The 22,203-nt window shown below is 33.8% G+C and carries 20 protein-coding genes and 3 tRNA genes; 12 read left to right on the top strand and 11 right to left on the bottom strand.

What is annotated here, in order from left to right; genetic code table 11:
• The first annotated feature begins 440 nt into the window (after nt 1–440).
• The 4 genes from ttdA to AC5LXI_RS02050 all read left to right on the top strand — a co-directional run bounded on the left by ttdA (nt 441) and on the right by AC5LXI_RS02050 (nt 4,262).
• Nucleotides 441–1,343: a L(+)-tartrate dehydratase subunit alpha gene (gene ttdA, locus AC5LXI_RS02035; protein ID WP_086326586.1), complete on the top strand. Its 903-nt coding sequence runs from the start codon at nt 441–443 to the stop codon at nt 1,341–1,343.
• On the top strand, nt 1,340–1,954 hold the full coding sequence (gene ttdB / locus AC5LXI_RS02040) for a L(+)-tartrate dehydratase subunit beta (protein WP_034884698.1): 615 nt from the start codon (nt 1,340–1,342) through the stop codon (nt 1,952–1,954). Before ttdA ends, ttdB begins: the two co-directional genes overlap by 4 nt.
• 104 nt (nt 1,955–2,058) lie before the next feature.
• On the top strand, nt 2,059–3,342 hold the full coding sequence (locus tag AC5LXI_RS02045; RefSeq protein WP_493443313.1) for an MFS transporter: 1,284 nt from the start codon (nt 2,059–2,061) through the stop codon (nt 3,340–3,342).
• A gap of 77 nt (nt 3,343–3,419) precedes the next feature.
• Nucleotides 3,420–4,262 carry a fumarylacetoacetate hydrolase family protein gene (locus AC5LXI_RS02050; RefSeq protein ID WP_086326589.1) on the top strand — a complete coding sequence of 281 codons (843 nt, stop codon included), beginning with the start codon at nt 3,420–3,422 and terminating at the stop codon, nt 4,260–4,262.
• Between the two features lie 42 nt (nt 4,263–4,304).
• Here the strand turns inward: AC5LXI_RS02050 and AC5LXI_RS02055 are convergent, their stop codons facing one another.
• The 3 genes from AC5LXI_RS02055 to AC5LXI_RS02065 form a co-directional block, all read right to left on the bottom strand.
• Nucleotides 4,305–4,946, bottom strand: coding sequence for a GntR family transcriptional regulator (locus tag AC5LXI_RS02055; protein ID WP_086326590.1), 642 nt, complete (start codon nt 4,944–4,946; stop codon nt 4,305–4,307).
• A gap of 5 nt (nt 4,947–4,951) precedes the next feature.
• Nucleotides 4,952–5,548 (bottom strand): GntR family transcriptional regulator, encoded by a 597-nt coding sequence (locus tag AC5LXI_RS02060; RefSeq protein ID WP_110434845.1) that lies wholly within the window; start codon nt 5,546–5,548, stop codon nt 4,952–4,954.
• Nucleotides 5,549–6,039: 491 nt separating this feature from the next.
• A complete protein-coding gene (locus tag AC5LXI_RS02065; protein ID WP_493443314.1) occupies nt 6,040–7,503 on the bottom strand; it encodes an MvaI/BcnI family restriction endonuclease in 1,464 nt (487 codons plus the stop codon).
• 270 nt (nt 7,504–7,773) lie between these two features.
• Between AC5LXI_RS02065 and AC5LXI_RS02070 the strand changes: the two genes are divergently transcribed.
• The gene (locus AC5LXI_RS02070; protein WP_110448775.1) at nt 7,774–9,378 is read left to right on the top strand and encodes a DNA cytosine methyltransferase; all 1,605 of its coding nucleotides are present in this window, start codon (nt 7,774–7,776) and stop codon (nt 9,376–9,378) included.
• A 393-nt stretch (nt 9,379–9,771) separates the two neighbouring features.
• Here the strand turns inward: AC5LXI_RS02070 and AC5LXI_RS02075 are convergent, their stop codons facing one another.
• The 3 genes from AC5LXI_RS02075 to AC5LXI_RS02085 form a co-directional block, all read right to left on the bottom strand.
• Nucleotides 9,772–10,731, bottom strand: a complete 960-nt coding sequence (locus AC5LXI_RS02075) for a hypothetical protein (RefSeq protein ID WP_493443315.1) — start codon at nt 10,729–10,731, stop codon at nt 9,772–9,774.
• A gap of 20 nt (nt 10,732–10,751) precedes the next feature.
• Nucleotides 10,752–11,624: a phosphorothioated DNA-binding restriction endonuclease gene (locus AC5LXI_RS02080; RefSeq protein ID WP_493443316.1), complete on the bottom strand. Its 873-nt coding sequence runs from the start codon at nt 11,622–11,624 to the stop codon at nt 10,752–10,754.
• A 344-nt stretch (nt 11,625–11,968) separates the two neighbouring features.
• Nucleotides 11,969–12,044, bottom strand: a tRNA-Phe gene (locus tag AC5LXI_RS02085).
• A 161-nt stretch (nt 12,045–12,205) separates the two neighbouring features.
• Between AC5LXI_RS02085 and AC5LXI_RS02090 the strand changes: the two genes are divergently transcribed.
• From AC5LXI_RS02090 to groL, 3 genes are all read left to right on the top strand, one after another.
• On the top strand, nt 12,206–12,643 hold the full coding sequence (locus tag AC5LXI_RS02090; RefSeq protein WP_493443317.1) for an FxsA family protein: 438 nt from the start codon (nt 12,206–12,208) through the stop codon (nt 12,641–12,643).
• Between the two features lie 145 nt (nt 12,644–12,788).
• Nucleotides 12,789–13,082: a co-chaperone GroES gene (locus AC5LXI_RS02095; protein WP_034884480.1), complete on the top strand. Its 294-nt coding sequence runs from the start codon at nt 12,789–12,791 to the stop codon at nt 13,080–13,082.
• Between the two features lie 47 nt (nt 13,083–13,129).
• Nucleotides 13,130–14,776 (top strand): chaperonin GroEL, encoded by a 1,647-nt coding sequence (gene groL / locus AC5LXI_RS02100; protein ID WP_493443318.1) that lies wholly within the window; start codon nt 13,130–13,132, stop codon nt 14,774–14,776.
• Nucleotides 14,777–14,847: 71 nt separating this feature from the next.
• On the opposite strand, the gene AC5LXI_RS02105 is transcribed toward groL, so the two are convergent.
• Genes AC5LXI_RS02105 through rlmN form a run of 3 tightly spaced genes read right to left on the bottom strand, consistent with a single transcriptional unit; the run spans nt 14,848 to nt 17,289 of the window.
• Nucleotides 14,848–15,426 (bottom strand): manganese efflux pump MntP, encoded by a 579-nt coding sequence (locus AC5LXI_RS02105; RefSeq protein ID WP_493443319.1) that lies wholly within the window; start codon nt 15,424–15,426, stop codon nt 14,848–14,850.
• A gap of 50 nt (nt 15,427–15,476) precedes the next feature.
• The gene (locus tag AC5LXI_RS02110) at nt 15,477–16,091 is read right to left on the bottom strand and encodes a hypothetical protein (RefSeq protein ID WP_493443320.1); all 615 of its coding nucleotides are present in this window, start codon (nt 16,089–16,091) and stop codon (nt 15,477–15,479) included.
• A 19-nt stretch (nt 16,092–16,110) separates the two neighbouring features.
• Nucleotides 16,111–17,289, bottom strand: coding sequence for a dual-specificity RNA methyltransferase RlmN (rlmN, locus tag AC5LXI_RS02115; RefSeq protein WP_493443321.1), 1,179 nt, complete (start codon nt 17,287–17,289; stop codon nt 16,111–16,113).
• A gap of 103 nt (nt 17,290–17,392) precedes the next feature.
• Between rlmN and AC5LXI_RS02120 the strand changes: the two genes are divergently transcribed.
• Complete coding sequence (locus tag AC5LXI_RS02120) at nt 17,393–18,142, top strand: M15 family metallopeptidase (RefSeq protein ID WP_493443322.1); 750 nt, start codon at nt 17,393–17,395, stop codon at nt 18,140–18,142.
• Here the strand turns inward: AC5LXI_RS02120 and AC5LXI_RS02125 are convergent.
• Together AC5LXI_RS02125 and AC5LXI_RS02130 are read right to left on the bottom strand one after the other, a co-directional pair.
• Nucleotides 18,139–19,443, bottom strand: coding sequence for an ATP-binding protein (locus AC5LXI_RS02125; RefSeq protein WP_493443323.1), 1,305 nt, complete (start codon nt 19,441–19,443; stop codon nt 18,139–18,141). The genes AC5LXI_RS02120 and AC5LXI_RS02125 overlap by 4 nt on opposite strands.
• 18 nt (nt 19,444–19,461) lie before the next feature.
• Nucleotides 19,462–20,142, bottom strand: a complete 681-nt coding sequence (locus tag AC5LXI_RS02130; RefSeq protein WP_110424620.1) for a response regulator transcription factor — start codon at nt 20,140–20,142, stop codon at nt 19,462–19,464.
• 376 nt (nt 20,143–20,518) lie between these two features.
• Between AC5LXI_RS02130 and AC5LXI_RS02135 the strand changes: the two genes are divergently transcribed.
• The 3 genes from AC5LXI_RS02135 to AC5LXI_RS02145 all read left to right on the top strand — a co-directional run bounded on the left by AC5LXI_RS02135 (nt 20,519) and on the right by AC5LXI_RS02145 (nt 22,112).
• The gene (locus tag AC5LXI_RS02135) at nt 20,519–21,808 is read left to right on the top strand and encodes an L-cysteine desulfidase family protein (protein ID WP_493443324.1); all 1,290 of its coding nucleotides are present in this window, start codon (nt 20,519–20,521) and stop codon (nt 21,806–21,808) included.
• 123 nt (nt 21,809–21,931) lie between these two features.
• Nucleotides 21,932–22,007, top strand: a tRNA-His gene (locus tag AC5LXI_RS02140).
• 28 nt (nt 22,008–22,035) lie between these two features.
• Nucleotides 22,036–22,112 (top strand) — tRNA-Pro (locus AC5LXI_RS02145).
• Nucleotides 22,113–22,203 lie beyond the last annotated feature (91 nt).

Raw genomic sequence — 22,203 nt, forward strand, 5'->3', positions numbered from 1 at the left:
GTTAAGTTAAGTCCACTTTAAACCTAAAATTCAATAAAATAACCTCATTTAATAAAAAATCACTCATAGCAAAATCTGTCAATTTTAGTTTTATGGCTATGTTAGCCTGATAATAAATCCAATAAATTCAATAAAGTAAACTCAAATTAAGCATTAGAAATTAATAACTGAAATTCCATCGGAAACTAATTTGGTGAGAACTTGCTCACAAATAATTGGATACATTATTAAATACATTGAATTAAAAATAAAATTTATATAATTTAATAATGACTAAGTAATTGGGTCAATAATTCTCATATTACTTAGTGTTAGGAGATTAAAAATATTAGATGGAAGCATGTTCTTTTAGGAAAACACCTCATAGATAGGCAATTAATTTTCTCAGAATATATTTTTCTAAATATCTAAATCTATCACCATCAACTAGGAGATAATTTATGTCAGATAAAGATAAACTTGTGACTAATATGACCGAAATAATGAGCAAGTTTGTAGCCCTTGTAGGTAAGAAATTACCTGACGATGTTGAAAATAAACTTCAAGATCTAAGCAAAAAGGAGACAAGTCAATTAGCAAAAGTCATCTATAGCACTATGCAGGAAAATCAAAATCTTGCGATGAAATTGAATCGGCCGTGTTGCCAAGATACGGGCGTTTTACAGTTTTCGGTAAGATGTGGTACGAATTTTCCTCTTATTGGTGAATTAGAAAACATTTTAACTAATGCAGTATTTCAAGCCACAATTACCGCCCCTCTTAGACACAACTGTGTTGAAACATTTGATGAAAAAAACACTGGCAAAAATATAGGTACAAATGCGCCTTATATTTTTTGGGATATTATTCCTGATAGTGATGTCGTTGAAATTGATACTTACATGGCTGGAGGCGGATGTACTTTGCCAGGTAAAGCAATGGTACTCATGCCTGGTGCTGGTTATGAAGGGGTAACTAAATTTGTTTTAGATGTAATGACCAGCTATGGATTAAATGCTTGTCCTCCGCTACTTGTTGGTGTTGGTGTGGCTACTTCAGTAGAAACAGCAGCACTTTTTTCCAAAAAAGCGCTTATGCGCCCAATCGGTTCTCGAAATGCCAATGAAAAAGCCGCTAAATTTGAACAGCTGCTTGAAGATGGTATAAATAAAATAGGATTAGGTCCTCAAGGTATGTCTGGTAAATATTCAGTTATGGGAGTCCATGTTGAAAATGGTGCACGTCATCCATCGGCGATTGGTGTGGCAGTAAATGTTGGTTGTTGGTCTCACCGTAGAGGAACAATTGTATTTGATAAAGAGTTGAATTACCAAACGATAAGTCACAAAGGAGTAACACTATGAGCCAAAAGAAAATATTAACCACCCCAATAAAATCTGAGGATTTAGAAGGAATTAAAGCTGGGGATATCGTTTACCTAACTGGCTATATTGTAACTTGTCGTGATGTGGCTCACCGTCGATTAATTGAACAAGGATTAGATTTACCGGTTGATATAAATGGTGGTGCAATTTTTCATGCAGGACCAATAGTTAAAGCATTATCTGATAATGAATTTCAAATGATATCTATTGGACCAACAACCTCCATGAGAATGGAAAAATTTGAGAAAGAATTTATTGAACAAACAGGCGTGAAATTAATAGTTGGTAAAGGTGGAATGGGGCCAAATACTGAAGAGGGTTGTAAAAAATATAAAGCAATTCATGTCGTTTTCCCGGCTGGATGTGCTGTTGTTGCTGCAACACAAGTTGAAAAAATAGTTGATGCTAAATGGCGAGATCTTGGTATGCCTGAAACATTGTGGGTATGTAAAGTAAAAGAATTAGGTCCTTTGATTGTATCAATTGATACCGAAGGGAATAACTTATTTGAAAATAACAAAATCATTTTCAATCAACGCAAGGAAGAAGTTTATCAAGAAATTATTCCGCAAGTCAGGTTTATTAAATAACGGTAACTATCCATAAGTAACATCAAAATTATAAAGGTTAACGTTATGTTGGAAGTTTTAATAAAAGACAAAAAATTTGTCTTTAGTGAGAAGGATGAAATGTAATGAAACAAAATTTAGAGCAAACAGCATTAAGAAAAATCACATTACGAATAGTTCCTTATGTCATGCTAGTCTATTTCATTGGGTTTTTCGATAGAATAAATATTGGTTTTGCTGCTTTAACGATGAATCAGGAGTTGGGATTTTCTGATGCCGTTTTTGGACTTGGGGCTGGACTTTTTTTTCTTGGTTATTTTATTACTGATGTCCCATCTAATATTATTTTGCAAAAGGTGGGACCTCGTATTTGGTTAGCTAGAATATTGCTAAGTTGGGCTGTAATCACAGCATGTATGATTTATGTTGAAACAGTTACTGGTTTTTATATTATTCGTTTTTTATTAGGAGTAGCTGAGGCAGGCTCTTTTTCTGGAATCATATTGTATTTATCCACATGGTTTCCAATAAAGAAACGCGCTCAAATGATAGCGTTCTTTATGGCTGCGGCACCAATTTCAGCCATGATTGGTTCACCTTTAGCCGGAATCATTATGAGTTTACACGGCGCATTTGGATTTAAAGGATGGCAATTAATGTTTTTAATGTGTTCGATTGCTGCCGCGGTAATGGGGATATTTACATTATTTTATGTTAATGACAAACCAGAAAAAAATAGCTGGCTAACAGAAGACGAAACTAAATGGTTAGTCGATACTCTTGCAAAAGAGAAACAAGGGGAAAAAGCAGTAATAAAAACCAGTATATGGAAAGGATTAACTGATATTAGGGTATTAACCTTAGCGATTGTTTATTTTGGTACTTCTGCTGGACTTTATTCGATCAATATTTGGTCTCCAATGTTTTTTAAATCTTTTGGCTTATCCACAATTCAAGTCGGTTATATTAATTCCATACCACCGGCATTAGCTGCAATCACGATGATCCTGTGGGCGAAACATTCGGATAAAACAAATGAACGAACCTGGCATGTTATTTGTGCGTGTTTACTTGCGTGCGTTGGTTTCATTATTGCCGGCCTTGCTACAGCGTTAATTATTGCAACCATTGCCTTAGTTATGGCTAATATTGGTATATCATCTTGCAAACCACCATTGTGGAGTATTCCATCTCAATTTTTAAATGGACCAGCTATTGCTGCCGGATTAGCGGCGATAAATGCCATAGGTAATTTAGGTGGATTTGCTGGACCGGCATTAATTGGTTGGTTAAAACAGGCAACGGGTGATTTTTCTTATGCACTTTATTTTGTTGCCGGAATGTTAATGATTTCAGCCTTTTTAACGTTAATTATTGGTATCAATAATAAAAAACGACAAGCTCAATAACAAAATTGTTATATGAATTTAAATAAAAATGCCACTTTAGTCAGAAGTGGCAATTAAATTTGAAAAAGGAATTTATTATGAAGCTATTAAGCTTTTTGTCGCCACTAACACATGAAAAAACATGGGGTTGTGTTAAAAATGACAATGTATATGACTTGAAAAAACAGTTAGGTGACAACTATCCAGATCTAAAATCAGCCATTTCTAACAATATTTTAAGTGAATTAAAACAATTGAAATTGGAGCATCCAGATTATGCGCTAAATGAAATTCATTTCTTACCTGTTATTGATAATCCAAATAAAATAATTTGTGTGGGAATGAATTATCCAGAAAAAAGAAAGGAATTTGAACAATCTACTAATGCCCCAACACTTTTTATTCGATTTCCTGATTCGCTTGTTGCACATAATGAATTCATGCATAAACCCAATTCAACAAATGAATTTGATTATGAAGGTGAATTAGCAGTAATTATTGGTAAAACGACCAGTAATGTATCAAAGGAAAATGCTCTAGAGCATGTTGCTGGTTATAGCTGTTTTATGGATGGTTCCGTCAGAGATATGCAATATACTTGGTTTACTTCAGGTAAAAATTGGCCAAAAACGGGTGGGTTTGGGCCTTGGCTAGTCACATCTGATGAAATTACTGATCCGCAAAAACTGCACATTACAACTTCATTAAATGGACTCCAAGTTCAAAGTGAATCTACAGGAAATATGATCTACTCTATTTCTTATTTAATTGAGTACATCTCAAGATTCAGTAAACTTGAAGCCGGTGATGTTATCATAACAGGTTCACCAGGAGGCGTTGGCAAAAAAAGAACCCCCCCGCTGTTTATGAAAGAAGGAGATATTATTGAAGTTGAAATTAGTCAAATTGGTAAATTAAAAAATAAAATTTTGGACTGTTAACCTAAACTTCTGTTTTTCCTTACTTATGTAAAAAATTAAAATTTAAAAACGTGTTAGCATATCTTCCATGCTGCGAATGATATGCTGATACATAAGATTTTTTGCCAATTCTGCATCATATTCAATCATTGCATTCAAAATATTACCGTGTTCTTTAGATGAAAGAATAGCGTATTCTTGTTCAGAAATATTCGAACCTAATGATAATCCATTCCACATTTCCGATAAGATAGAATTAATTTTATTATTGCCACATGCGGCCCAAATTGCCATATGAAATGCTTGATTATAATTGGTATAATCAACGTAATTATCATTTTCAATAGCATTTTTTCCACATTGATAAGCATCAATAATTTCGGATAGATCGGCTTTATTTTGGCAAACTTCAGCGACAGCTTCGCGTTCTAAAACTGCGCGAGTCACATAGTGATCTTTGATAAATTTCTTAGTAATTCCTAAAACTTCTGCCCCTTTATTATGGCGCAATTTAATAAAACCATCTCTAGCCAAAATCTGAAAAGCTTCTCTGACTGGGGTATTTGAAACTTCCAATTGCGATGCAACACCATCAAGCGTCACAATTGTGCCTTCTTGTATCTCTCTGGTTAAAATGGCTTTGCGTAAAACCGAAGCTATTCGTTCTCTCATTGGTAGTAACTTCAGTGGTTGCAATTGATTCATCTAGGTTAACTCCTATTTAACTTTTTTGTTAAACTATCAGCTAATGAAAAATAATATTTGTATACAAATTTGGCTATTGCTTTTAATTCATGTGTCTGAATTGATGTTATTAAACTATTATGTAAATCTTCATCACTAGATTTTTTTTCAATATTATCCCAAACATATTGTGGATAACCCACTAATAATCTTGAATAATTTTCTTTAATAAAATAATTGTCGATTTCGGTTAATAAAACTTGTCGAAATTGTTTGGCATCTGCAACAAGTATATTTCTTATATCTTTTTTTGAATTTAACAATATTTTGATAATTTGGATCTCAACCGATGCGATTAATTCAAAAATATCTTTTAACAAATCAATCTTCGGACCTACTACTAATACGTGTCGATTAGGTAATCGCGATAAAAATCCTTCTAATTCTAATATAAGAAACGCTTCTCTAACGGGAATCCTAGATGTATTAAGATATTGGGCTATCTGTTCTTGAGTGAGCTGTTCACCATTTTTGAACCTACCAGATATGATCTCCTGCCGCAATATCTTTGCTATTCGATCTTTGGTTTGAGTGTTATCCAGCTTTGGTAAAATATTATCCATTATATTATCGGTTTCAAATAAAATTAGAACAGAGATTATTCCTTAGATTATCTGTTAGTACAAGCCTTCAAATTCTAAAATAATTTTTAAAAAGTATAAATATAAGATTATTTTTACAATTAAATATAATTAAAAAATCATATTTAATTAAATTATTAAAAATACTTAATCAATCTCAAGTTACGTTAAAAATAACCAAATATGCTTTTATTATATATGTTTCATTATTTATGGCGTTATTTATAAATTTAAAGTAATAAGTTAAATAGTTTACTTAGTAGTTATTAATATATTTATTTTGAAATGCAAGAATAAACTTTATTGTTACTAAAAAGTGTGGATAACGATAATTAACTATAATGGAGAGAATAACTGATACAAGTTTGTATAGACAGAGAAACTAACACAAAAATAATAGTATAAAAACTAAAGTCAAATAATAATTTGAACAATAGTTTTTATTAATTAATAGAACAATAATATTGCTAAAGTTAATTTAAATCATACTTTATAGGTTTTGGAAATAGTAACTCTAAATTGCGTTTATCTATTTTAAACAATGGTCCTTTTTCTGAAACACGATTATTTTTGGCATTTCTTTTAATTAGGTGATCCATTGTAATTACTCCATTCTCAATTAAAGGCATTAATTGATTTAATAATGGCATTTTAGTATGAATTACTGATTTGAGATTAAAATACTCTTCACCATTTATAAAAGTGCTCTCGGCTTCAATCCAGAATGTTTCTGAATGTTTTTCATGTAATCTAGAGCGTAATGTTGAACCATTCCAAATCGCTACATCTTGTTTTTTTATTTCACAACCTTTTGGAGAAATATATTCGTGTATTTCGCATAATAAATCATCTCGTATTTCAAATTTTAAACCTTGACTATTTTTTTGCTGAGTACTTAATGTGCAGTATAGTTTAAAATCTTTTTCCCTTTGGTAGCCATATTTATCTAAGATTTCGGCACTGCTTTTACAATGACTATTTGACCAATTAGCCACTTGAGCAAAAAGTGTAGTACGAGTTTTATTTTTATTTCCTCTACCGGATTTTAGTTCAATACCTTTATAATCAGGTTGCCTACTTGAGTTAGGCGGGATGCCAAGCGCACATTCAATTGACATTCCTATAGTAGTATCACCATGTCCGATCGCTTTTATAGGCTTTTTCGCGAGTTCCTTTAACTTAGCTAATAATTCATCTGCAATGGTATTTGTCTGTTTTGTATATTCACAAATAAAGCCATTAATTTTACTTTTAAATTCTTGTAATTCATTATCTAGATTAATTTTACTTAGGTTTAGTAAGTAAGGAACTTGATTAAAAATAATGATAGCAATTTGATCACCGGCCTCAGCAAAAGTACCTAAAGCAGTAAACCACATTCTTGGGTCACCTTTTTTCGTCACTGGTCGATATAAACTCATTTTGGTTTCACGAACAGTCGAGGAAGATAAAAAGAACGCTGTAGATATTTTCTTATAATCTATTCCTTGTTGCTGTTTAGAGTAGTCATGAAACTTTGCGAGTTCAAAATGGGTTCTCACTGGTTGTGTTGCATCAAGAATTGATTTTTTCAATCCTGTTTTTGTTGGTTCAAAAATAGAATAATCAATAGAATGGAAAGCCAATGTTTTTTTGTTCTGTAATACATTAAGTTTGATCTCTGATGAAAGTTCATCTTTACGCTCTTCAGCTAATAATTCATAATCGTCTTCATCAAGCTCAATATCATCACTTTCAACAAAAGTTGTTGAAACTTTAGCTGTTGGCGTTTTTATCTTTTGAGTTTTATCGAACTCTCTAAGTAAAGCGGTCCAATTGGAGTGGCCTTCTTGTTTTGCTATTTCATCTAATGCTCTTGCACTAATAATATTTTTTTGTTTTTTAAGTATCTTGGCTTGTTTTTTTAAGCGAGCAATATAAGGATGTTCTTTAGGCATGTTTTCCCCTCTGTAATAAAAATTTTCAAAGAAATACATGCACTAAACTTACTGCCCACAAATAAGTTAAAAGTGCAAACGAAAAAATTTTTATTACAGAGAGGACGAATGAGTCTTTACGAGCGTGGGCTGGCGGCTTCTCTCTAAGCCTTGTTTTTAAGAATATCGAGATAACTCGCAAAAGTCAAATTCTATATTGTTAAGCCCTGGACTTTTGTTCTTTTCTAGTTTAGAATTCACCCCTAATATATTTTTATCTAGGTATTGCAATTGAAGTCTCAAAAAAAGTTTAATCATATTGAATTATTTGCCGGATGCGGAGGTCTATCATTAGGCTTAGATAAAGCTGGGTTTAAACTCACGCTGGCTAATGAGCTATCGCCAATGGCAGCAGAAACATTTGCTTATAACTTTTTTAATGAAAACTTTGAACAACTAGCAAAAAAAAATAAAAAGCCTAAAAAAGCCTTCTGGCTTTCAAGTCAATTTGATACCTTAACTGAACGCTTGAGAGAGAATCCTTTTAATTATCCCTCTCTTCATAAAGGGTTCAGTGACATCCCAAATAATAAAAAGCAATTAGAAAACTCCCTTATCATTGGTAATATCATTGAATTAAATCATTTGATTGAACAAGATAACGAGCTTTTACTCGCATTAAAATCAGCATTTAATAATACTGAGGTTGATTTAATCTCTGGTGGTCCTCCATGCCAAAGCTTTAGTATGGCTGGTTTACGTGAGAAAGATAGTGACAAAAATACCCTTCCTTGGGAATTTGCTAACTTTGTTGCCAAAATTCAACCTAAAATTGTTTTACTTGAAAATGTCACAGGTATTTTACGTGCATTTAAGGATAAAGATGGTTCTCTATATCACGCTTGGTTTGAAGTCGCTAAAGTATTCGCTACCCAAAAATACATTCCACTTTGCCTACATGTAAATGCAAGATTTGCAGGTGTACCACAAAACCGACCACGCTTTATCATGTTAGCTATACGTCATGATGTTTTCCTAAAATTGACACCATTTTTTAAAAAAGGAAGTGCAGAAGAAACATTATTTGCACCTTCTCTTAATTTTTATACTTTAGTTCAAAAAAACGTCAAAAAAGTAGCTTGGGGTTCTCTCCCATATTTTGATGTATCAATTGAAGAACATTTTAATTTATTTAAAAATTCTTTTTTAAAACACTTGGTTAATCAAAAGGAAGTTAATGTGAAATCAGCTATTGATGATCTTAAAATAAATAATCCATCGTATCCTTCCCTTTTTGTTAGGAATTTAAATGATAAATTTAAAAATATTTTAGCAACAAGAAAAGAAATTTATAATCATGACTTACGTAATAATAGTCAGCTCGTAAAATGCCGATTTCGTATTTACCAGATATTACAGCAATGTGATAGGCGTGATATTACAAATGCTGTATTTGATATTTTAAAAGGTAAAGAAGATAGGTTGCCTGAAGATATTTGGAATGTACTGAAAAAATTTGAATATCTACAAGACGATAACCAGATGAAAGTATTTGAACACAAAATTGAGTTTGAAGAATTTTTAAAATTACATCCAACCAAAAAGCAAACCCAAAAAGCTTTAAATAAAGATTGTCCTGCTCCAGCCGCACTTTCTATTCCAGATGATGCTTGTCATTATGATGAAAAAGAATTGCGAGTTTTGACTGTTAGAGAAATGGCAAGAATACAATCATTTCCAGATAACTTTGTGTTTCGCTCTAAAATTACAACTGGTGGACAGATGCGAAAATTTGAGGTGCCCCAATATACTCAAGTAGGAAATGCTGTCCCTCCACTACTTGGTTTGGCGTTAGGAAAATCTGTTACTGAGTTATTAAGATTACTCGAAAAATGAGTTAATACTACCATTTTAGCAGTTTAAATCTGCATAATATAAAAAACATATTCTGAATTATGAGCAATAAAATTTTACCCTTTTCAAACATAATTCAGAACTTTCATTTCTACTAGTTAGAAATGAATTATTTGACGAAAATTCAAGTGATTTTGTAACATACTCATCCTCTAACTTACCGAAATCAAATCCTTCAGATTTCTGAGTTGTATGTCCAATTAATTTAACAATGGCTTGGTTTAAGCAAGAAAAATAGTTTAATTTTGTATTTGTTTACAACTTGGAATGTTATTGTTTATCAATATGAATATTTTTTCCAAGACTCATTTTTGAACTGGATTTTATTCCTTATTCCTAAAAGATCATTGGTTTTTATATTTTTTTTATAATTAATTATGTTTTAGGTTCAACAATCAAAAAGAAATTCTTCAACTGATTAATTTCAATCTGATAACTCTTATAACCTTTCCCATTCTCATATAATTCAATTTTGTCAGGAATAAAATAGACCGTAATATAACGAATATCATCTCTGCTAAGTTCCATATCAAAGTAACGACGATAACGATATTTTTCCATTTTCTCTTTTGAGATATACAAAATAACATCACAGTCATTAATTTTATCGTAAAAGGTCATACGAAAACCTAGTCCATAACGCTTAAAATCAGGTTTGACACCACCATACATAACACCAAAATGCTCAGTATTCCAAGCATAATTAAAACGTTTAAAATAGTTACATAATTTTAATTTTCCTATTCCTACAACATTAAGTTTTAATTGTTCGAATTCTTTTTTGGGTAACTTATTCTTTGCTTCCCTCCAAGTCTCAATTAAACGACTAAGTTGGTTAGTTCTTCTACAACCTGATTTTGAGGATTCATTTTTTGTATTATTGTTCAAAATAGTATTTTGTTGTTCGGGAAATCGAGGAGTTGATGAAATGAAAGAATCTTCATTTTTTATATCATCAGAATCTTCCGTTGGGTCAAAAACATCAATCAGGTCAGATAACTTTTGACGAATTTGCCTTAATTTAGCTTCTTCCTCTGTTTCATTAGGTAGTCGACCTTGTTGATTTTCTTTTAAAGTATCAATAACCCAAGCACAATTAGGTAAGTGTTCATCTTGTTTGCGAAAATGCGGGATCTTATATTTTTTAGATTCTTCTGCACTATAGTGATAGTTAACCCCAATAACTCTAACCTTATTAGCAAAGCAATCAGGACTTGAACAATAGAAATGATACCTTGATGGATGATCTTCAGATAAATATTCAAGCCGAGCTTGATCAATTGACACTTCATGTCCAAGTTGAACACAATATGCCGAAAGAATTCTTATTTTCATATTTTTCCACTCTATAATACTTACGTTCTAAACACTTCTCTAACATGCCATTCAATAAATCTGTCATGTAAATAATCATTTTTCATTCGAGGTAGTAAGATGTTTTTGCCGTCGAAATCCCAAAATAGTTTTTCAACTATGTGGTTTCCATTTACCCCACTTGATACTTTGATTTTTAGATTACAATCAAGCCCGATAGCGCCCATATCGAAGGCGGAATGATGTAGTGAACATAGTGCTAAGCCATTATTTACAATGCGTGGTCCGCCGTGTTGTTTCCATTTTACGTGAGCAGCTTCAAGACCAATTGATACTGAGTCATGCCTTAAATCGTAACCACAGATGGCACATTGATAGTTGTATGCACGTAATACGATTTGTCTGAATTTAGGATCTCGGTATTTATTGGTCTCTGTTAGATTGAAGCCAAATCGATTAAGTAAGTTTTCTTGCACACTTTCTGTAAAATGCTGACTTAAAATTTGTTCGGCTAATTGATCAATAATGGAAGGATTTGTTTTTATCAGTCGATACGTTTGTTCATCAAAACCACCGAGTACTTGGTGTGAAGCAAGGGTTTTGCTAGTTGGTTCTTTACTTGTCGAAATTGGATTAGTGCAGTTTTCAAAATTAATGAGTTGCCAAAACCCATCATTTTTCAAACGCCAAAAAGGCATATTGGGATAATAGTGTTTACGCTGAGGACCAAATCGGGCGAGTAAATCATGTAAAGGTTTTTCAATTTCTTTTTCATAATCAAACAAGCGATCATGACCTTGCTTATATTGTGCTAATACATAAAGTAATAATAAAGGTTTATGTGGAGCACGCTGATCGCCTTTTTTCCAGATAGTGATATTAGTAATTTTTTGTTGTAATTGTTTAATATCCATTAACACAGAAGAAATAAATGTAATAAGTGAGAAAATATTATAAATATCGTATTATTTTTGTGATCTGCCTCACAAAATTTTGAGTTAGTGTGAAAAAAATATTAATCATAAATGGTAGCGCTCAAGCAATTCTCTATAACCCTTGCAAATAAAGGCTTTAAAGCTATTTTATGGATACACGCCATTATCGAACCAAATGTATCCGGGTTTGTATCCGATTTTCCGCTTGATTTGAGGTAATTTCAGTTGAATTCGGTTGAGTAGTGAAACAAGGTGAAAGGCTTATTTGAAAAGGCTTTAGGCATAAAAAAACCTGCTAGAAGCAGGTCTTAAAATTTGGTGATTGGTGCCCGGACGCGGAATCGAACCACGGACACGGGGATTTTCAATCCCCTGCTCTACCGACTGAGCTATCCGGGCAACAATGGAGGTGTATTAAACACGATTCGCGATTATCCGTCAATCCCTTTTGTAAGATATTTTGAAAAATATATGCTGTTTGGTTGAAATTTAACTAGTCACCACTATATTAGTCACTAATTATGACGTAATATCGCTCTATAATTTAGAGGAATTTTTGTATGCGAGTTTTTGGTTTTATTATACTTTTTATTTATGCTTATTTGGAACTGAGTCTGTTCATAAAAGTTGCAGATTCAATAGGTGTTTTTCTTGCTCTAATCGCCATTATTGCTAGTTCGGTTATTGGACTTTATTTAATTACAAAGCAAGGTTTAAAAAACTTGAGTATTATGCAACAAAAAATTGCTAATCGACAAAGCCCTAAAGATGAAATTATTAAGAGTGTGTCTTTACTTTTTTCGGGCTTTTTATTACTGATTCCTGGCTTTTTAACAGATATACTTGGCGCGATTTTGTTAATCCCTCGTGTTCAAGAGTATATTGTCCGATTTATTGTTGGGAAATTGCCTTTTAAAGTACGTTCATTCTCGTCAAGTAGCAATGTGCAAATTAATGATGTTATAGAAGGGGAATTTGAGCGTAAGAATGATGAATAATTAATCAATTAAAAATTTTTTAATTTTATTCTCTTGAAGATTTTAAAATAACCCCCATGTAATGTGCACTATATCATATACATCATAATTTTATGATTTATTGTTAATAATTATTTAAGTGAAAATTAGTGCTAGGAGATAACTAATGAAAATTCGTCCATTGCATGATCGTGTGATCATCAAACGTAAAGAAGTAGAATCAAAATCAGCTGGCGGTATTGTGTTAACTGGTTCAGCTGCTGGTAAATCAACACGTGGTGAAGTTTTAGCTGTTGGTAATGGTCGCATTTTAGAAAATGGTCAAGTTCAGCCACTAGATGTTAAAGTTGGTGATATCGTAATCTTTAATGAAGGATATGGCGTTAAAACCGAAAAAATCGATAATGAAGAAGTGCTTATCCTATCAGAAACTGATATTTTAGCCATTGTTGAAGCATAATTGGCAGATAATTTAACTTATATACAGAATTTAGGAGATATACGAAGATGGCAGCTAAAGATGTAAAATTTGGAAATGACGCTCGCGTTAAAATGCTTAAAGGCGTTAATGTATTAGCTGATGCAGTTAAAGTAACGCTAGGTCCAAAAGGGCGTAATGTAGTTTTAGATAAATCTTTTGGTGCACCAACTATTACTAAAGATGGTGTTTCAGTTGCTCGTGAAATCGAATTAGAAGATAAATTCGAAAACATGGGTGCGCAAATGGTTAAAGAAGTTGCTTCAAAAGCAAACGATGCAGCTGGTGACGGTACCACTACTGCAACTGTACTTGCTCAAGCTATTGTTAACGAAGGTTTAAAAGCCGTTGCTGCTGGTATGAATCCAATGGATTTAAAACGTGGTATTGATAAAGCAGTTGTTGCAGCAGTTGAAGAGCTTAAAAAATTATCTTCACCATGTGCTGATTCTAAAGCGATTGCCCAAGTTGGTACTATTTCAGCAAACTCTGATGAAACTGTTGGTACTTTAATTGCTCAAGCAATGGAAAAAGTTGGTAAAGAAGGTGTTATCACTGTTGAAGATGGTACTGGTTTACAAGACGAGCTTGATGTTGTTGAAGGTATGCAGTTTGACCGTGGTTATTTATCACCATATTTCATCAACAAACCAGAAACTGCGACTGTTGAATTAGATAGCCCGTATATTTTATTAGCAGATAAAAAAATCTCTAATATCCGTGAATTATTACCAGTATTAGAAGCCGTTGCTAAAGCAGGTAAATCACTATTAATTATCGCTGAAGATGTAGAAGGCGAAGCATTAGCAACGTTAGTTGTCAATACTATGCGTGGTATCGTTAAAGTTGCAGCGGTTAAAGCACCTGGTTTTGGTGATCGTCGTAAAGCTATGTTACAAGATATTGCAATCTTAACTGCTGGTACTGTGATTTCAGAAGAAATTGGTTTAGAACTTGAAAAAGCAACACTTGAAGATTTAGGTCAAGCAAAACGTGTGGTTATCAATAAAGATAACACCACTATCATCGACGGTGTTGGTGAAGAATCATTAATTAATGCACGTGTTGAACAAATTCGTAAACAAATCGAAGAATCAACTTCTGATTACGATAAAGAAAAACTTCAAGAACGTGTAGCTAAATTAGCTGGCGGTGTTGCAGTAATTAAAGTTGGTGCGGCAACTGAAGTTGAAATGAAAGAGAAAAAAGCACGAGTAGAAGATGCATTACATGCAACTCGCGCAGCGGTTGAAGAAGGTGTTGTTGCTGGTGGTGGTGTTGCGTTAGTTCGTGCAGCAGCTGCAATTTTAGACCTTAAAGGTGCAAACGAAGATCAAAACGTTGGTATTAAAGTTGCTCTTCGTGCAATGGAAGCGCCATTACGTCAAATCGTTACTAACTGCGGTGAAGAAGCTTCTGTTGTGGTTAATGCGGTTAAAGGCGGTGAAGGTAACTATGGTTACAATGCCTCAACTGAAGAGTATGGCGACATGATTGCTATGGGTATTTTAGATCCAACTAAAGTAACTCGTAGCGCATTGCAATATGCTGCATCAGTAGCTGGTCTTATGATCACAACTGAATGTATGGTTACTGATTTACCTAAAGATGATAAAGCTGATTTAGGTGCTGCTGGTGGTATGGGCGGCATGGGAGGAATGGGCGGAATGATGTAATTCTCCTATTTATTCAATAAAAATAAAAAACCACTCAAATATGTGAGTGGTTTTTTTATCTAAAGTGAATATTAGCTTATTAAATGTTGGTAAAGTGTTATTGAACCAATAATAATTAGAACAATGCCACCAATAAATGATGCTTGTTTGCCAATTAAACAGCCGAGTTTTTTCCCTAATAACAATCCTAGTGTAACCATAATACAGGTTGCTAATCCAATCATTGTAGATGCAAGATAAATGTTGACACTGGCAAGCGCTAATCCGATGCCAACTGCAAATGCATCGATGCTGGTCGAAACTGCTGTAAGAATCAATATTAAAAATGATTTTTTTGTTGAGGAACAGGGTTTTTGATCGTCATTTTCATCGTTTTCTTCTTTAAAACTATGATAAATCATGTTAATACCTAAAAATAACATGACGGTGAAAACAATCCAGTGATCCCATTTTTCAATATATTGAAGTGCAATATAACCAATTAACCAGCCTAATATCGGGGTAATGGCTTCAACAAAACCAAATAATATCCCCACTTTCAATGCCCCTAGAAATGGTGTCGATTTGAGTGAGACGCCTCGACAAATCGCTACCGCGAAGGCATCAGTAGACATGGCTAATGCTAATAATAAAATAGCCAAAAAACTCATGATATTTACTCTTGCTTCTAATGAATGATATTTCTTTTAATTTTTATAGTTTATTTTTTTAATATTAAAAAAAGATAGTTAGCTATCTTTTTATCGCCTTTATTTTTATAAAGTTCTGCCGTTTTTATCACGTTGTTTCGACGGCTTGAATCATATGCGAAAAGTTGTTTAAACATAAGATCTGCGGTTTTCTTATCGCCATTTTGGATAGCACAATAACCATATTGCTCGTAGGCATCCGCCTTCCATCGATGGCGATCGAGTTCTAAACTTTTACTAAATTGTTCTTTGGCTTCTTGATAACGATTTCTGCCACATAAAAAGGAGCCGTAGTGAATATGAAATAGGCCATTACCTGGTTGCATTAAGGTGATACGTTTATAAATCATTTCCGCTTCATTATATTCACCAACATGTTGGTCAAACATTGCCATTGCTAGCATCACCTGTGGATTTTTAGGTGAATATTGAGCAGCTAATTTTAGATTGTAATGTGCGGCTTTGACATTATCCTCAGATTCATTGGCTTTAGCTAAATAGCCTAACCCCAACCGCATTCTTGCTAATGCCGCGGCTTCAGGATCAAATTCTTCTCGGGCACTCGTCTGGCAACCTGCTAGCATGAGTATGATTAAACCGCTTAATGCTATTAATGCACCTTTCATGCATCACTCCTTCACTATTTTATGCTGTTTGTTGAATAAGATTCTGCTTTTTGTACAGTGTTCGTTTAGTACGATCAACGACTTCCCCCGCCAGTTGGCCACAGGCTGCATCAATATCGTCACCACGAGTCTTACGAACAATTACCGTAAATCCATAGCCCATTAATGTTTTCATAAACCGATCAATTCGGGTATTTGAACAACGAGAATAAGGTGCTCCAGGGAAAGGGTTCCATGGAATTAAATTGATTTTACTTGGTACATTTTTCAGGAATTTAGCTAGTTCATGGGCATGTTCGACACTATCATTGATTTGGTTGAGTAATACATATTCGATGGTCACTTTACCATGATTAGCATTCGAGGTTGAAAGATAACGTAAAATTGAATCACGTAACATTGCCATATTATATTTTTGGTTAATTGGCATAATCTCACTACGAATTTCATCATTTGGTGCATGTAATGAAATAGCTAATGCTACATCAATCATGCCAGCTAATTTATCTAAAGCGGGTACGACACCAGAAGTAGAAAGCGTCACGCGTCTTTTGGATAAACCATAACCAAAATCATCTAGCATAATTTCCATTGCTGGTGCGACATTGGATAAATTAAGTAAAGGTTCACCCATTCCCATCATAACAACGTTAGTGATAGGTCGATCGGCTAATTTACCTGTTACACCAATGGCATTTGATGCGCGCCAAACTTGGCCAATAATTTCAGAAACGGTTAAATTGCGATTGAAACCTTGTTGAGCGGTTGAACAGAATTTGCATTCTAAAGCACAGCCTACTTGTGATGACACACATAAAGTTGCGCGATCACGTTCAGGAATATAGACCGATTCAATCATCTGGTTATTACCAACATCTAATGCCCATTTTATTGTGCCATCAGATGAACGTTGCTCTATTGCAATTTCAGGAGCTTTAATTTCAGCTAATTTTTTTAATTGTTCACGTAATTTTTTGTTGATGTCGGTCATCAGATCAAAATCATCTATCCCAAAATGATAGATCCACTTCATTACCTGATCCGCTCTAAATGGTTTTTCACCTAATGAAATAAAAAACTCTCTTAACTGTTGTCTTGTGAAGTTAAGTAAGTTAATTTTTTCATTAGTTGTGGTGTTTTGATTAGTTGTCACATCTGAACAATTGTCAGACGATTTAGGTGTAGCTGGTGTTAACATATGGCCTCGTTTTTACACATTATGGCTATTTCAATTTTTAGGGAAAGGATTATACTGGTTTTCACCCTGTCTGGCTAATATAATATTAATTAGAATCTAAATGATGAAAAATATAATAACATTGAAAACAGTTACTCATTTTAGCTCAACTTTAACTTTACTCTTATGTTCAACATTTGCTATGGCACAATCTATTCCATTAAATAAACTAACTGGGCAATTTGATGAAAAAAAAGATAGCGATTATATTGCTCTTGACTCAACAATATTACCCGTAAACAAAAAAGGTATGTATTTACAGAAGGAGCCAACTGAGCAGTTGATTAAGGCTTATAATGATTTTAAAAAATCTCATCCTGATATTCCTTTTATTGTAGTGAGTGCTACGCGTAATTACACCTATCAAAATGGTATTTGGCAACGTAAGTGGGATGCATTATTACCTAAGTTGAATAATCCACAAAAAATTGCCGAACAAATTTTAAAATTATCTTCAATGCCGGGTACATCAAGACACCATTGGGGAACAGATATTGATATTACTAGTGTATCGTCTGAATATTTTAAAAATGATAAACAGGGAATTATTTTGTATCAATGGCTTCGTGAAAATTTACCGAAATATGGTTTTTGCCAACCGTTTAGTGAAGGGCGAGACGGCGGATATTTGCCCGAAGAATGGCACTGGTCGTATAAACCAATTGCTAAACAATATATAGCTCAATACAAGACAATACTTGAAACCAATCCACAAACGATTTTACAAAATTTGAATTTTACTGGCTATGATAAAATTACCCTAGAAAACCTTGTAAAAGAGTATGTATTAACTGTTAATTCAGAGTGTTATTAGTGTTTTCGCCAATAAGGTAGTTTTATTGTTACCACTAAACCACCACCATCGCGATTATTAGCTTGTATAGTACCGTTATGCATAATAACGGTCTTTCTGGCAATCGCTAAACCTAAGCCGTAGCCTTTACCTAATTGTGCCGATTGAATACGGACAAAAGGCTCAAAAATACTTGATAATTTGCTTGAATCTACACCTGGACCGCGATCTTTGACTTCTATTTGTAAATATTTTCCTGCTTCTTTTAATGATACTTCAACGGTTTGACCTGCTTTAGAGAAGCGGATAGCGTTACGAATAATATTCTCAATCGCTCGTCGTATCTGTTCCGAATTACCTTTAACAATAGAATGATTGATAGATGATAAATTAAATTCTACTTCTATAGATTGGTGATTGGCTTCATAGTTAGCATCATTAACCACGACACCAATTAACTCTTTTAAATCGAAATATTCATCGGTTCGATTATTCATTTCGGCGCGTGAATAATTCAATATTTCACCAATTAGTTGGTCTAATCGCTCTGACTCTAATTCAATTCTAGCTAACGAAGTATCGATGTTTTGTTTATTTTGTTGTGCAAGGCCGATTGCCAGTTGTAAGCGTGCCAGAGGGGTTCTCAGTTCATGGGAAACATCATGAAGTAGCGCTTGACGATCAGATATTAAGATGTTGAGTTGCTCAACCATCATATCAAAATCTTTACCTAATTCACTCAGTTCATCACGACGAGGTTTTAATTTTTTAAATAACCGAACCGACAGATCGCCTTGCGAGACGCGGAAAAATCCTTCTCTTAGTAACTTCATCGGTCTGGTTAAGTTCCAGGCTAAAAATAGACTGAACACTAAGCCAACACAGATCCCCATTAGTACAATGGGTGTTGGCATAGTAAACAGGGTTTTTTTAGTGTTGTTGCTGTGATCGGTTTTATCATCTTTAAATGATACCGAGTAAAGCGTACCATCTGGTGCAACTGCCATTCTTTGGTAGATATAAGTGGTCGGTTCAAGTTCATCGGTAATGATATTGACTTGATCATTTTGCGGAGAGACCAATTTTATCGACAATAAAACTCGCTCACGTTCGGGTAGATGGGCGATAAAATTGAGTGTCTCATCTTCACCGGCAACATGTAATAATTGTGCAATCATATCCACTTTGGTCGGCATATGATTTAAGAATCGTTGATTTTTATTCTCTAGATAATAAGAGAAGGCAATCCAAGTTAATTGGAAGGTAAGATAAAAGATTACCCAAAATATAATCAGTATTTTCCAAAATAATCGACGATTCATATTAGACCCATTGAATGGTTACCGAATACGGTAACCAACAGCTCTTATCGTTTCAATGGTTACATCATTTTGTGCAACTTGATGTAATTTTTGGCGAATATTGCTAATATGAACGTCAACACTCCGATCATATAGCTCACGTGCTCGGCCAAGACCTATTTCAGATAATTCTTCTTTAGTGACCACTCGTTCGCTATGTTTAACCAGTAGAACTAACAAGTTAAACTCGGTAGAAGTTAAATCAATAGGTTGACCATTCCAAGTACATAGTCGTTGTGGAATATCCAAGGTTAAACCATTGAAATGATATTTTTTATCATCAACTAGTTCAACCGAACGTTCATCGAAACGACGTAAAACCGCTCGCAATCTTGCTAATAATTCACGTGGATAACATGGTTTTGGTATGTAATCATCAGCGCCTAATTCTAACCCCAATACACGATCAATATTGTCACCTTTGGCAGTTAGCATAATAACTGGCATATTACATTGTTGACGAATGCTTTTAAGGACATCAATGCCATTAATATCAGGTAACATTACATCTAAAATTGCTGCACGATATTTACCTGACAGCGCTTCATCAATACCATCTTTACCCAAGTAAACACTTTTAATATTAAAACCTTCATTGGTTAAATATTCGCTAAGCATTTGTGATAATTCTACATCATCATCAATTAATAAAATATTTATCATATCTCGCCATTATTATTTAATTTTAGATAGTTACATTATTGCAATAATAAAAAAAAAGTCAGGTGGATTTACTAAAATATTACATATTTTGAACTATTCCTGATTAATTTATTTACTATGCAACCAAGTATAGAAATTTCAGATTTACTCTATTTTTATAGTGTGTATTTCAATCAAAAAACGATTAAATAAGGACCTGTTAGTAGTGATGTAATCTATTAATAAAATCAGTGTTTCATTAATATTTTTTACTTAACTTGATATTCAATATGTGAGCGGTACATTCTGTTTTCAAGTTAAATAGAATAAAATAGTTGCTTTATTTATTGATTGAACGTTTCACTATCTATTGTTAGCTATATGGAGATAAAAAATGGAACAACAAGTAATGTGGCAACAATTAATTAAATTGGTGAAACATGAGGTTTTACCCGCTCTTGGTTGTACTGAGCCTATCTCGCTTGCTTTAGCGGCGGCTATTGCTACTAAATATATTAATAAAAACAATATTAATCGTATTGATGCTTATGTTTCGCCAAATCTAATGAAAAATGGCATGGGGGTTACTGTTCCTGGTACAGGTATGGTGGGATTACCTATTGCAGCAGCGATTGGCGCCATCGGTAGTGATGCTGAGGCTGGTCTTGAAGTATTAAAAAACATCTCACCCAAACAAATTAATCAGGCCAAAACGCTACTTAGCGAACATAAAGTGAATGTGCAGATTGCTGATAATAATACCGCTATTTATTCTCAAGCCAATATTTATACAAATACCGATCATGTTAGTGTATGTATTGAAAACTCACACACTAACGTAATTTCAATCGAAAAAAATGGCAAAATTATTTTTAAAACCGATAAGAAAAAGCCAAATGAGTCTAATGACAAATCGATCATAAACCATATGTCAGTCAAACAGATATATGAGTTTGCAACTCAAGCTAATTTTGATGATATCGAATTTATATTACACTCTGCAGAATTAAATGATGCGTTATCTCAAGAAGGATTAAGACGAGAATATGGTCTAAGTATAGCTGCAACATTGCATGAACAAACAAAAACGGGATTGTTGGCTGATGATCTGTTATCTAAAGTGATTATTCGCACCACTGCTGCATCAGATGCTCGAATGGGTGGGGCGACATTGCCGGCTATGAGCAATTCGGGTTCTGGCAATCAGGGTATTACTGCAACTATGCCAGTCGTAGTGGTTGCAGATTATTTAGATTCTACCCCAGAGCAATTAGCAAGAGCATTAATTTTATCTCATACCATTGCGATTTATATACATAGCAAATTTCCACCTTTGTCGGCACTTTGTGCTGCATCAACCGCCGCAATGGGATCAGCTGCGGGTATGGCATGGTTGCTTAGTAAAGGTCAATATGAGCCGGTGGATATGGCAATATGTAATATGGTTGGTGACTTGTCTGGAATAATATGTGATGGGGCCTCAAATAGTTGTGCAATGAAAGTTTCAACATCGGTTTCATCAGGATTTAAAGCGGTATTGATGGCTGTAAATCGAATCCGAGTTAATGAAGGTATTGTCTGTGATAGTGTTGAAACAACCATTAATAATCTGGGAGCGATTGTCAGTAATAGCATGAAAGTAACGGATACTCAGATAATTGATATTATGTCGCATAAAGCCTAATTTTTTCCAAAATGGTAAAAGATTAGGTCTTTAGCGCTTTTAATATAATCAATTAGTATTTTTTTTCAAAAATATGCTGGACAATATTATTTTTTATGCGTAATATTTCGTCCTGCATCTATGGTGGCTATAGCTCAGTTGGTAGAGCCCTGGATTGTGATTCCAGTTGTCGTGGGTTCGAATCCCATTAGCCACCCCATTTTGTATCATATATGAAGCAACTCTAACGGCGAGTAGCGCAGCTTGGTAGCGCAACTGGTTTGGGACCAGTGGGTCGGAGGTTCGAATCCTCTCTCGCCGACCAATTTTATGTAAAAAAGCCTATTCAAACGAATAGGCTTTTTTATTATCATAAATATATTCTTGATTCTAACCAACAAGAGGGTCGAGTATTA

Source organism: Gilliamella sp. LMG 34361, assembly GCF_984569075.1.

What these genes read in the sequence shown, in the direction of transcription:
- ttdA (WP_086326586.1), top strand. Translation starts at nt 441, where the DNA reads ATGTCAGATAAAGATAAACTTGTGACTAATATGACCGAAATAATGAGC.
- ttdB (WP_034884698.1), top strand. Translation starts at nt 1,340, where the DNA reads ATGAGCCAAAAGAAAATATTAACCACCCCAATAAAATCTGAGGATTTA.
- AC5LXI_RS02045 (WP_493443313.1), top strand. Translation starts at nt 2,059, where the DNA reads ATGAAACAAAATTTAGAGCAAACAGCATTAAGAAAAATCACATTACGA.
- AC5LXI_RS02050 (WP_086326589.1), top strand. Translation starts at nt 3,420, where the DNA reads ATGAAGCTATTAAGCTTTTTGTCGCCACTAACACATGAAAAAACATGG.
- AC5LXI_RS02055 (WP_086326590.1), bottom strand. Translation starts at nt 4,946, where the DNA reads ATGAATCAATTGCAACCACTGAAGTTACTACCAATGAGAGAACGAATA.
- AC5LXI_RS02060 (WP_110434845.1), bottom strand. Translation starts at nt 5,548, where the DNA reads ATGGATAATATTTTACCAAAGCTGGATAACACTCAAACCAAAGATCGA.
- AC5LXI_RS02065 (WP_493443314.1), bottom strand. Translation starts at nt 7,503, where the DNA reads ATGCCTAAAGAACATCCTTATATTGCTCGCTTAAAAAAACAAGCCAAG.
- AC5LXI_RS02075 (WP_493443315.1), bottom strand. Translation starts at nt 10,731, where the DNA reads ATGAAAATAAGAATTCTTTCGGCATATTGTGTTCAACTTGGACATGAA.
- AC5LXI_RS02080 (WP_493443316.1), bottom strand. Translation starts at nt 11,624, where the DNA reads ATGGATATTAAACAATTACAACAAAAAATTACTAATATCACTATCTGG.
- AC5LXI_RS02090 (WP_493443317.1), top strand. Translation starts at nt 12,206, where the DNA reads ATGCGAGTTTTTGGTTTTATTATACTTTTTATTTATGCTTATTTGGAA.
- AC5LXI_RS02095 (WP_034884480.1), top strand. Translation starts at nt 12,789, where the DNA reads ATGAAAATTCGTCCATTGCATGATCGTGTGATCATCAAACGTAAAGAA.
- groL (WP_493443318.1), top strand. Translation starts at nt 13,130, where the DNA reads ATGGCAGCTAAAGATGTAAAATTTGGAAATGACGCTCGCGTTAAAATG.
- AC5LXI_RS02105 (WP_493443319.1), bottom strand. Translation starts at nt 15,426, where the DNA reads ATGAGTTTTTTGGCTATTTTATTATTAGCATTAGCCATGTCTACTGAT.
- AC5LXI_RS02110 (WP_493443320.1), bottom strand. Translation starts at nt 16,091, where the DNA reads ATGAAAGGTGCATTAATAGCATTAAGCGGTTTAATCATACTCATGCTA.
- rlmN (WP_493443321.1), bottom strand. Translation starts at nt 17,289, where the DNA reads ATGTTAACACCAGCTACACCTAAATCGTCTGACAATTGTTCAGATGTG.
- AC5LXI_RS02120 (WP_493443322.1), top strand. Translation starts at nt 17,393, where the DNA reads ATGAAAAATATAATAACATTGAAAACAGTTACTCATTTTAGCTCAACT.
- AC5LXI_RS02125 (WP_493443323.1), bottom strand. Translation starts at nt 19,443, where the DNA reads ATGAATCGTCGATTATTTTGGAAAATACTGATTATATTTTGGGTAATC.
- AC5LXI_RS02135 (WP_493443324.1), top strand. Translation starts at nt 20,519, where the DNA reads ATGGAACAACAAGTAATGTGGCAACAATTAATTAAATTGGTGAAACAT.